Below are 10,299 nucleotides of genomic sequence, written 5' to 3'. Positions count from 1 at the left end.
TCCGCGCCTGCTCCGCGCCTGCTCCGCGCCTGCTCCGCGCCTGCTCCGCGCCTGCTCCGCGCCTGCTCCGCGCCTGCTCCGCGCCCGCTCCACGCCCGCTCCACGTCCGCAGTCCGCGCCCGGGCCGCGTGCCCGAGCGGGGACGCCGACGCCTTTCCGGTTTTCTCCGGCAAATCAAAGTGAATTACTTCTACACAAAACAAAAAGCGGAACGCAATCCCACGCAGGCTGCTGCCGGAATCCGCCCCGCCGCATAAGCGCCGGGGCGGAAACCGTCACGGTGTCAGGTGTTACCCGTGGTGTGTCAGCGGTCCGTGTGGCCGTAGCTCACGACCCGGCCGTGACCGGAGCAGTCACCTCTGAAGATCCAGTAGCCCTTGCCCACCCAGGCGCCGTACAGGTAGGTGCCGTCGGAACAGCGGGTCCACGACTGGGACTGGCCGTAGTCGACGCGACAGTTGGCCGTCCACACCGTCCCGGTGTTCCTGTAGTTGTCGCAGGACGAGACGTGCGGCGCCGGTGCCGCCGAGGCGGCCGAGGCCCCCACCAGGCTGGTGCCGGCCGCCATGATCGAGCCCACAGCGGCGTAGGCCAGGCGGCGCTTGATGCGGTTCATTGGCTTCCCTCCCTGGAACTGATTGCCGTTCGGACGGAAACCTAACGGGAGATCGAGTGAACTACAGTGCGGTAATTCGCCAATGAGTTCCCATGGGTTGGCGCTTTTCGGCCGCGACGCTGGCGAATATTCACCGTCTTTGCAGAGGTGTCGGGGAAGGGGTGCAGATCAGGGGAGGCGGGCGGGAAAGGGGAAGTGACGCGTTCCGGGCGGCTCGGCGCGTGACGGTCGCACCGGGGCGGCTCCCGGGCCCTTCGGTGCCGCGCCCGCCGCCTCCGCGTCGGCGGCGCCCGCCCCCGACGCCGCCGCCCGGATGGCAGGCTTGGAGCCATGCGCCCACGCCCGTTCCTCGCCGTTCTCGCCGCTGCCGCGCTCGCCGTGCTGCCCGCCGGCCCGGCCCTGGCCGACGGCGACGGCGCGTCGCAGCGGTCCGCCGCCGCCGACGGCACCGCCGCCGCCTTCACCATCGAGGACCCGCGGATCAAGGAGTCCAGCGGGCTGGCGGCCAGCCGGGCCCACCCCGGCGTGTACTGGACGCACAACGACAGCGACGACGGCCCGTACGTCTACGCCGTGGACAGCCGCACCGGCCGCACCGTCGCCACCGTCACCCTCGCCGGGGTCCGGCCCCGCGACGTCGAGGCCATCTCCCTCGGACCGGACGGCTCGCTCTACCTGGGCGACATCGGGGATAACTTCGGCGGCCGCTGGAAGGAAGTGTGGATCTACCGCTTCCCCGAGCCGAAGACCCTCAAGGACATCACCGTCACTCCCACCCGCTACACCGTCCGCTACGAGGACGGCCCGCGCGACGCCGAGTCGCTGATGGTGCACCCGAAGACCGGGCGCGTGTACCTCGTCAGCAAGAAGCGCTCGGGCAAGGGCGGCCTGTACGAGGCCCCCGAGAAGCTGTCCGCGTCGGGCGTGAACGTCTTCCGGCGGGTCGCCGAGATCAACACGTGGGCCACGGACGGCGCCTTCTCCCCGGACGGCACCCGGCTCGTCGTCCGCGGCTACTTCGACGCCGTCGCGTACCGCTGGCGCGACGGCCGCCCCGAGGAGATCGGCCGCCCGAGCGTTCCGCTGCAGCGCCAGGGGGAGTCGGTCACCTTCACCCCGGACGGCCGGACCCTGATGTACGGGACGGAGGGCAAACGCAGTTCGGTGCAGCCGGTCACCCTGCAGGGCGACCTCCTGCCGGACACGGCGGCGAAGCCGCGGGACGACGCGAAGGGCGGCGCGGCGCGCGCCGGCAAGGACGGCGGCGGTGACGGCGACGACGGCCGGACCCGCACGATCGCCCTCGGCGCGGGCACGCTCGCCGTGGCGGCGGTCCTCGTCCTGGGGGTACGGAGGCTGGTGCGGCGGCGACGTTAGGGCGCGCCCCGCGTACGGCCGCCAGCGCGACCCGGGGCCCCGCCGCTCGTGCCCGCCGCGCGTGCCCGCCGCCCGTGCCTGTCGCGCGCGCCCGCCGCGCGTACCCTCAGCGCGGGCCCCCCCCCCGGGCGGGCCCACCGCCGACCGTCAGAGGCGCTCGATCACGTAATCGACGCACGCCGTCAGCGCCGCCACGTCCGCCGGGTCGATCGCCGGGAACATCGCGATGCGCAGCTGGTTGCGGCCCAGCTTGCGGTACGGCTCGGTGTCCACGATGCCGTTGGCGCGCAGGACCTTGGCGACGGCCGCCGCGTCCACGTCCTCGGAGAAGTCGATCGTGCCGATGACGGCGGACCGCTTGGCCGGGTCGGTCACGAACGGGCTCGCGTGCGCGGACGCCTCGGCCCAGCCGTAGAGCGTGCGGGCGGAGGTGGCGGTGCGGCGGACCGCGAAGTCCAGGCCGCCCTGGCCGTTCAGCCACTCCAGCTGCTGGTTCAGCAGGAAGAGGGTGGAGAGGGCCGGGGTGTTGTACGTCTGGTTCTTCAGGGAGTTGTCGATCGCGGTCGGCAGCGAGAAGAACTCGGGGACGTGCCGCCCGGAGGCGTGCACGCGCGCCGCCCGCTCCAGGGCCGCGGGCGAGAAGACGGCGAGCCACAGGCCGCCGTCGGAGGCGAAGGACTTCTGCGGTGCGAAGTAGTAGACGTCGGTCTCGGCGATGTCGACGGGCAGGCCGCCCGCGCCGGACGTCGCGTCCACCAGCACGAGCGCGCCCTCGTCGGCGCCCTCGACGCGCTTGATCGGCGCGGCGACACCGGTGGAGGTCTCGTTGTGGGTGAAGGCGTAGGCGTCGACGCCCGCCTCCGCCTTCGGCTCCGGGTGGGTTCCGGGGTCGGAGGAGATGACGGTGGGCTCCTCCAGCCAGGGCGCGAGCTTCGCGGCCTTGGCGAACTTGGAGGAGAACTCGCCGAAGGAGAGGTGCTGCGACCTGGACTCGATGAGGCCGTGCGTCGCGACGTCCCAGAAGGCGGTGGAGCCGCCGTTGCCGAGGATCACCTCGTAGCCCTCGGGCAGGGAGAAGAGTGCGCGCACGCCGTCGCGCACCGAGCCGACCAGGTTCTTGACCGGGGCCTGGCGGTGGGACGTGCCGAGCAGGGAGGTTCCGGTGGCGGCCAGCGCGGCGAGCGCTTCCGTGCGCACCTTGGACGGGCCCGCGCCGAAGCGACCGTCGGCGGGCTTGATGTCAGCGGGAATCTGGATATCAGCCACGCGGGCAGCCTAGTGCGTGAGCTCTTCCCGATCAGTAAAACGTCCGTTCGGTGAGACGGTGGAAGGGGGGACTCCGGGGCACTATGGGGTGTATGGCTGATCTTGTGGAAAGTGATGCTGACCACGAAAAGCTGGAGCCGGCACTCCGCGAAGCCGTACGGGGCGAGGTCCGCTTCGACGCCGCGGCCCGCGCCCTGACCACCATGGACGCCTCGAACTACCGCCGCGTGCCCCTCGGCGTCGTGGCCCCGCGCGACGCCGATGACGTGGCCGCCGCGCTCGCCGTCTGCCGGGAGCGCGGCGTGCCGGTCGTCGCCCGCGGCGGGGGCACCTCGATCGCCGGTCAGGCGACGGGCACGGGCGTGGTGCTGGACTTCACCCGCCACATGAACGCGATCACGGCGATCGATCCGCGGGCCCGTACGGCCGTCGTGCAGCCGGGCGTCGTCCTCGACGCGCTGCGGGCCGCGGCGGGCGCGCACGGGCTGACGTTCGGCCCCGACCCGTCCACGCACGCCCGGTGCACGCTCGGCGGCATGATCGGCAACAACGCGTGCGGTGCCCACTCCGTGGCCTGGGGGACCACCGCCGACAACGTCCACGAGCTGGACGTGCTGACGTACGGCGGCGAGCGGGCGCACCTCGCCCGCGGGTACGACGGGCTGCCGCCCCGGCTCGCCGCGGGCCTGCGCCACCTGGCCGAGGGTGAATTGGCGCTGCTGCGCACCGGGTTCCCCGCCCTCCCGCGGCGCATCTCCGGATACGCGCTGGACGCGCTGCTTCCGGAACGGCGCGCCGACGTGGCCCGCGCCTTCACCGGCAGCGAGGGCACGCTCGGGGTGCTGACGCAGGCCACCGTACGGCTGGTCGAGGCGCCCCGGGCCCGCGCACTGGCGGTGCTCGGGTACGCGGACGAGAGCGACGCCGCGGACGCCGCCCACCTGCTGCTGCCGCACCGCCCGCTGACGGTCGAGGGAATGGCCGCCGACCTCGTGGGCCCCGCCGCGGCGGCCGGACTGCCCCGGGGCGCGGCCTGGCTGTTCGTCGAGACCGGCGGCGGCACGGCCGCCGAGGCCCGGGCGCGGGCCGAGGAGATCGTCCGGGCGGCGGCCCCGGCCGCCACCGGCTCCACGGTCGTCGCGGACGCGGCCGGGCAGCGCGCCCTGTGGCGCCTGCGCGACGACGCCGCCGGCACCGCCACCCGCCTGCCCGACGGCACCGAGGCATGGCCCGGCTGGGAGGACTGCGCGGTCCCGCCCGCCCGGCTCGGCGCCTACCTGCGCGACTTCCGTGCCCTCCTGCGCCGCTACGGGCTGCACGGCGCGCCCTACGGCCACTTCGGCGACGGCTGCATCCACGTCCGCATCGACTTCCGACTGACCCGCCCGGAGGGCGTCCGGCGCTTTCGCGCCTTCTCCGGCGAGGCCGCCGAACTGGTCGTCTCGCACGGCGGCTCGCTGTCGGGCGAGCACGGCGACGGGCAGGCGCGCGCGGAACTCCTGCCCAAGATGTACGGGCCCGAAATCGTCCGCCTCTTCGAGCGCTTCAAGGACCTCTGGGACCCGGACGGCGGCCTCAACCCGGGCATCCTCGCCCGCCCGGACCGGCTGGACGAGAACCTCCGCTTCGACGTGCTGCCGAGCCGGCCCGTACCGGTCGCATTCACCTATCCGGGGGGTGGTGGCGGTGAGGGCGACGGCGGGGGGTTCGCGGGGGCGGTGCGGAGGTGCGTCGGCGTCGCCAAGTGCCGGGAGACCGGCCCCACTCCGGGCGGGGCGGGCGTCATGTGCCCCTCGTACCGGGTGACCGGCGAAGAACAGCACTCCACGCGCGGCCGCGCCCGCCTGCTGCACGAGATGCTGGCGGGCGAGGTCATCACGGACGGGTGGCGCTCGGAGGAGGTCCGCGAGGCGCTGGACCTGTGCCTCGCCTGCAAGGGATGCCGGAGCGACTGCCCGGTGGGCGTCGACATGGCCACGTACAAGGCGGAGTTCCTCCACCACCACTACGCGGGACGGGTGCGGCCCGCCGCGCACTACACGATGGGCCGGCTGCCGGTCTGGCTCCGGGCGGTGGCGGCGCTCCGGGCCCCGCGGGCGCTCAACCGGCTGGCCGCCATCGGCCCGGCGGCCGCCGCGGCGAAGCGCTTCGGGGGCATCGCGGGGGAGCGCGACCTGCCGCTCCTCGCGGAGGAGCCGTTCGTGCGGTGGTGGAGGGGACGGGGCGCCCCCGCCCCCTCCACCACCGGTGCGCCCGGCGGCGGCCCCGGCGGCCACCCGCCCCGTTCCGGGGAACGGGCGGCGGGAGGGGAAAGGAGGCGCGTCGCCGGTGCGGATCTCGTGCTGTGGCCCGACACGTTCACCAACTTCCTCTGCCCGGAGACCGGCCGCGCCGCCGTCGCCGTCCTCGAACACGCCGGCCTCCGTATCGCCGTCCCGCCGAAGGCGCCCTGCTGCGGCCTCACCTGGGTCACCACCGGCCAACTCGACCACGCTCGCAAGGAAATGAGCCGAAGCCTCGACCTCATGGCCCCCGCCCTCGCCGCCGGGCTGCCCGTCACCGTGCTGGAGCCCAGCTGCGCCGCCACCCTCCGCACGGACCTTCCCGAGCTGCTCCCCGGCGACCCCCGGGCGCGCCGACTCGCGGACAGCGTCCGTACGTTCGCCCAGACCCTCGAAGAGCTCGCCCCGCACTGGCAGCCGCCCCGCCTGGACCGGCCCGTCGCCGGTCAGACCCACTGCCACCAGCACGCCGTCCTCGGTGACGCCGCCGAGCGCCGCCTGCGCGAGCGCGCCGGGCTCGTGGGCGCACTGAGCGGCGGCTGCTGCGGCCTGGCCGGGAACTTCGGCTTCGAAGCAGGGCACTTCGAGGTGTCCGTGGCGTGCGCGGAGGAGCAGCTGCTGCCGGCGCTGCGGCGGGCGGCCGGCCACGGCGACGGCGGTGGCGCGGAGGTCCTCGCCGACGGGTTCTCCTGCCGTACGCAGATCGCCCAGCTCGCCGGCGTACGCGCTCGGCACCTGGCCGAGGTGCTCGCCGGGTCCCTCGGCCGGACCGCGCGGCCCTCCACGCAACCGCACAACTGACCGAAAAATAAAGGCAAGCACGCTTGATTGTTTTCCGGCGCACTGCCACGCTCTCCCCGTCCTGACGAACTCCCGAGGGAGCGGCACACAGTGACAGACCCGGAACCCTTACGTCCGCTGCGGATCGGCAACGCCTCCGGTTTCTACGGCGACCGCTTCGGCGCCCTCCGTGAGATGCTGACCGGCGGCCCCCTCGACGTCCTCACCGGTGACTATCTCGCCGAGCTGACCATGCTCATCCTCGGCCGCGACCGCCTGAAGGACCCCGCCCGCGGCTACGCCGGCACCTTCCTGCGCCAGCTGGAGGAGAGCCTCGGCCTGGCCGCCGACCGCGGCGTGAAGATCGTCGCCAATGCGGGCGGGCTCAACCCCGGCGGACTCGCCCGCGAGATCCGCGCCCTCGCCCGCCGCGTCGGCGCCGACGTCCGCGTCGCCCACGTCGAGGGCGACGACCTGCTGAAGGAGCGGGAGTGGGGCCCGGACGTCCTCACGGCCAACGCCTACCTCGGCGGCGCGGGCATCGCCGCCTGCCTGCGTGCGGGGGCGGACGTCGTCGTCACCGGCCGCGTCACCGACGCGGCCCTCGTCACCGGCCCCGCCGCCGCCCACTTCGGCTGGCTCGCCGACGACCTGGACCGGCTGGCCGGGGCGGTCGTCGCCGGGCACGTCCTGGAGTGCGGCACGCAGGCCACGGGCGGCAACTACTCCTTCTTCACCGAGCACGACGTCCGCCGCCCCGGCTTCCCGCTCGCCGAGATCCACGCCGACGGCTCGGTCGTCATCACCAAGCACCCCGGTACGGGCGGCGCCGTCACCGTGGGCACGGTCACGGCCCAGTTGCTGTACGAGACGGGGGGCCCGCGCTACCTGGGCCCCGACGTGACCGCCCGCCTCGACACCGTCCGCCTCGCGCAGGACGGCCCGGACCGCGTGCGGATCAGCGGCGTGCGGGGCGAGGCCCCGCCGGCCACGCTCAAGGTCGGCCTCACGCGCGTGGGCGGGTGGCGCAACGAGGTCGTGTTCGTGCTGACCGGCCTCGACGTGGAAGCCAAGGCCGCCCTCGTACGGGCGCAGATGGAGGACGCGCTGGGCAAGCGCCCGCCCGCCGAGGTCCGCTGGACCCTCGCGCGCACCGACCACGCCGACGCGGAGGTACAGGAGGAGGCGAGCGCCCTGCTGCGGCTCGTCGTACGCGACCCCGACCCCGAGGCGGTCGGCCGCGCCGTCAGCGGCGCGGCCGTCGAGCTGGCCCTGGCCAGCTGCCCGGGCTTCCACGTCACCGCGCCACCGGGCCGGGGCTCCCCGTACGGCGTGTTCGAGGCCGCGGCGGTGGACGCGTACGCCGTCCGGCACACGGCGGTGCTGCCGGACGGCACGCGGCTACGGGTGCCCGCGGTGCCGCCGGTCGCGGAGGGAGAGCCGCCGCCCGAGCCCCCCGTACTGCCCGAGCCGCTGCCGCCCGGGCCCGTCCGGCGCGCCCCGCTCGGGCTCGTCGCGGGGGCGCGCAGCGGCGACAAGGGCGGCGCGGCCAACGTGGGCGTGTGGGTGCGGACGGACACGGCGTGGCGCTGGCTGGCCCACGAGCTCACCGGGGCGCGGTTCCGCCGGCTCCTGCCGGAGACCGCCCGGCTCCCCGTGACCCGGCACGTCTATCCGGGCCTGCGCGCCCTGAACTTCACCGTCGAGGGGCTGCTCGGCGCCGGCGTCGGCTCCCAGGCCCGCTTCGACCCGCAGGCCAAGGCGCTGGGGGAGTGGCTGCGCTCCCGGCACGTGGACATACCGGAGGTCCTGCTGTGACGGGCCCGCGGACACGCAGGGAGGTGCTGCTGTGACGGTGCTCGTCTCCGGGCTCGACACGTCGGGCGAGGAGTACGCCGCCCACCGGGCGGCCATGCTGGAGCGGCTCGACGCGATCGCGGCGGAGCACGCGCGGGCCGTCGCCGGGGGTGGGGAAAAGTACGTCACCCGGCACAGGGAGCGGGGCAAACTCCTCGCACGCGAGCGCGTGGAGCTGCTGATCGACCCCGATACGCCGTTCCTGGAGCTGTCCCCGCTCGCCGGGTGGGGGAGCGACTACACGGTGGGCGCCTCGCTCGTCACCGGGATCGGGGTGATCGAGGGCGTCGAGTGCGTCGTCACCGCCAACGACCCCACCGTGCGGGGTGGCGCCAGCAACCCCTGGACGCTGAAGAAGGCGCTGCGGGCGAACGAGATCGCGTTCGCCAATCGCCTGCCCGTCGTCTCGCTCGTCGAGTCCGGCGGAGCGGATCTGCCGAGCCAGAAGGAGATCTTCATCCCGGGCGGCGGGCTGTTCCGCGACCTGACGCGGCTGTCGGCCGCCGGGATCCCCACGGTGGCCGTCGTGTTCGGCAATTCGACGGCCGGTGGCGCGTACGTGCCCGGCATGTCCGACCACGTGATCATGGTGAAAGAGCGGTCGAAGGTCTTCCTGGGCGGGCCGCCGCTGGTCCGGATGGCCACGGGGGAGGAGAGTGACGACGAGTCCCTGGGCGGCGCGGAGATGCACGCGCGCGTGTCCGGCCTCGCGGACCACTTCGCCGTCGACGAAATGGACGCGCTGCGGCGGGCCCGGCGCGTCGTCGCCCGCCTGAACCGGCGCAAGGCCCACCCCGATCCGGGGCCCGCCGCGCTGCCCCTGTACGACGAGGAGGAGCTCCTCGGCATCGTGCCGGGCGACCTCAAAATCCCCTTCGACCCTCGCGAGGTCGTCGCGCGCGTCGTGGACGGGTCGGACTTCGACGAGTTCAAGGGGGAGTACGGGCGGAGCCTGGTGACGGGATGGGCTTCCGTCCACGGGTATCCCGTGGGGGTCCTCGCCAATGCGCAGGGGGTGCTCTTCAGCGAAGAGTCGCAGAAGGCCGCTCAGTTCATCCAGCTGGCCAATCGGTACGACGTGCCGCTGGTCTTCCTGCACAACACCACCGGGTACATGGTGGGGCAGGCCTACGAGCAGGGGGGCATCATCAAGCACGGCGCAATGATGATCAATGCGGTGGCCAACTCGCGGGTCCCCCACCTGTCGGTGCTCATCGGCGCGTCCTACGGTGCCGGGCACTACGGCATGTGCGGGCGGGCCTTCGACCCGCGGTTCCTCTTCGCCTGGCCCAGCGCCAAGGCGGCGGTCATGGGGCCGCAGCAGCTCGCGGGGGTGCTGTCGATCGTCGCCCGCGCGTCGGCGGAGGCCAGGGGCCGGGCGTACGACGAGGAGGCCGACGCCGCGCTGCGGGTCATGGTCGAGCAGCAGATCGAGTCGGAGTCGCTGCCGGTGTTCCTTTCCGGGCGGCTCTACGACGACGGCGTCATCGACCCGCGCGACACGCGGACCGTCCTGGGGATGTGTTTGTCCGCGGTTCACTCGGCGCCGGTCGAGGGCGTGCGGGGCGGGTTCGGGGTCTTCCGGATGTGAACGCGACCGGGATGACGGGACTCACAGGGCTGACAGGGCTGGCAGGGCTGATGGGGGTGACAGGGCTGATGGGGGTGATGATCGAGTGATCGAGTCGCTGCTGGTCGCCAACCGGGGCGAGATCGCGTGCCGGGTGTTCCGCACATGCCGGGAGCTGGGCGTCCGCACGGTAGCCGTGTACGCGGATGCGGATGCCGGCGCGTTGCACGTGCGCGAGGCGGACGTCGCGGTGCGGCTGCCGGGGGCTGCCGCGGCAGACACGTATCTGCAAGGGGACGCGGTGGTCGAGGCCGCGCTCGCCGCGGGTGCCGGTGCCGTGCACCCCGGATACGGCTTCCTCTCCGAGAACGCGGCGTTCGCGCGGGCCGTGACGGGCGCGGGGCTCGTGTGGGTCGGGCCGCCGCCCGACGTGATCGAGGCCATGGCGTCCAAGACGCGCGCCAAGCGGATCATGGCGGAGGCGGGGGTGCCCGTGCTGACCCCCGGCGAACCGCCGCTCATCGTCAAGGCCGCGGCGGGCGGGGGCGGGC

Annotated in this window: 7 protein-coding genes; 5 read left to right on the top strand and 2 right to left on the bottom strand. The window is 74.0% G+C overall.

Features of this window, described 5'->3' with window-relative positions:
- Positions 1–304: 304 nt before the first annotated feature.
- Entirely contained in the window at positions 305–616 is a 312-nt protein-coding gene (locus tag ACSNOG_RS29860; RefSeq protein ID WP_436755825.1) for a hypothetical protein, read from the bottom strand.
- A 330-nt stretch (positions 617–946) separates the two neighbouring features.
- Between ACSNOG_RS29860 and ACSNOG_RS29855 the strand changes: the two genes are divergently transcribed.
- Positions 947–1,993: a hypothetical protein gene (locus ACSNOG_RS29855; protein WP_436755824.1), complete on the top strand. Its 1,047-nt coding sequence runs from the start codon at positions 947–949 to the stop codon at positions 1,991–1,993.
- Positions 1,994–2,140: 147 nt separating this feature from the next.
- Here ACSNOG_RS29855 and serC read toward each other — a convergent pair whose 3' ends face one another.
- The gene (gene serC / locus ACSNOG_RS29850; RefSeq protein WP_436755823.1) at positions 2,141–3,259 is read right to left on the bottom strand and encodes a phosphoserine transaminase; all 1,119 of its coding nucleotides are present in this window, start codon (positions 3,257–3,259) and stop codon (positions 2,141–2,143) included.
- 92 nt (positions 3,260–3,351) lie between these two features.
- Between serC and ACSNOG_RS29845 the strand changes: the two genes are divergently transcribed.
- The 4 genes from ACSNOG_RS29845 to ACSNOG_RS29830 form a co-directional block, all read left to right on the top strand.
- Positions 3,352–6,342, top strand: a complete 2,991-nt coding sequence (locus ACSNOG_RS29845) for an FAD-binding and (Fe-S)-binding domain-containing protein (protein ID WP_436755822.1) — start codon at positions 3,352–3,354, stop codon at positions 6,340–6,342.
- Positions 6,343–6,432: 90 nt separating this feature from the next.
- Complete coding sequence (locus ACSNOG_RS29840; RefSeq protein ID WP_436755821.1) at positions 6,433–8,139, top strand: acyclic terpene utilization AtuA family protein; 1,707 nt, start codon at positions 6,433–6,435, stop codon at positions 8,137–8,139.
- Between the two features lie 31 nt (positions 8,140–8,170).
- Positions 8,171–9,769 carry an acyl-CoA carboxylase subunit beta gene (locus tag ACSNOG_RS29835; protein WP_436755820.1) on the top strand — a complete coding sequence of 533 codons (1,599 nt, stop codon included), beginning with the start codon at positions 8,171–8,173 and terminating at the stop codon, positions 9,767–9,769.
- Positions 9,770–9,854: 85 nt separating this feature from the next.
- A partial coding sequence (locus tag ACSNOG_RS29830; protein ID WP_436755819.1) for a biotin carboxylase N-terminal domain-containing protein occupies positions 9,855–10,299 on the top strand: 445 nt, incomplete at its 3' end.

Source organism: Streptomyces sp. URMC 124 (genome assembly GCF_051386455.1).
In the GTDB taxonomy this organism is placed as follows: domain Bacteria; phylum Actinomycetota; class Actinomycetes; order Streptomycetales; family Streptomycetaceae; genus Streptomyces.
The sequence above is the reverse complement of the archived record's forward strand: the minus strand, read 5'-3'. Positions and strand labels throughout refer to the sequence as shown.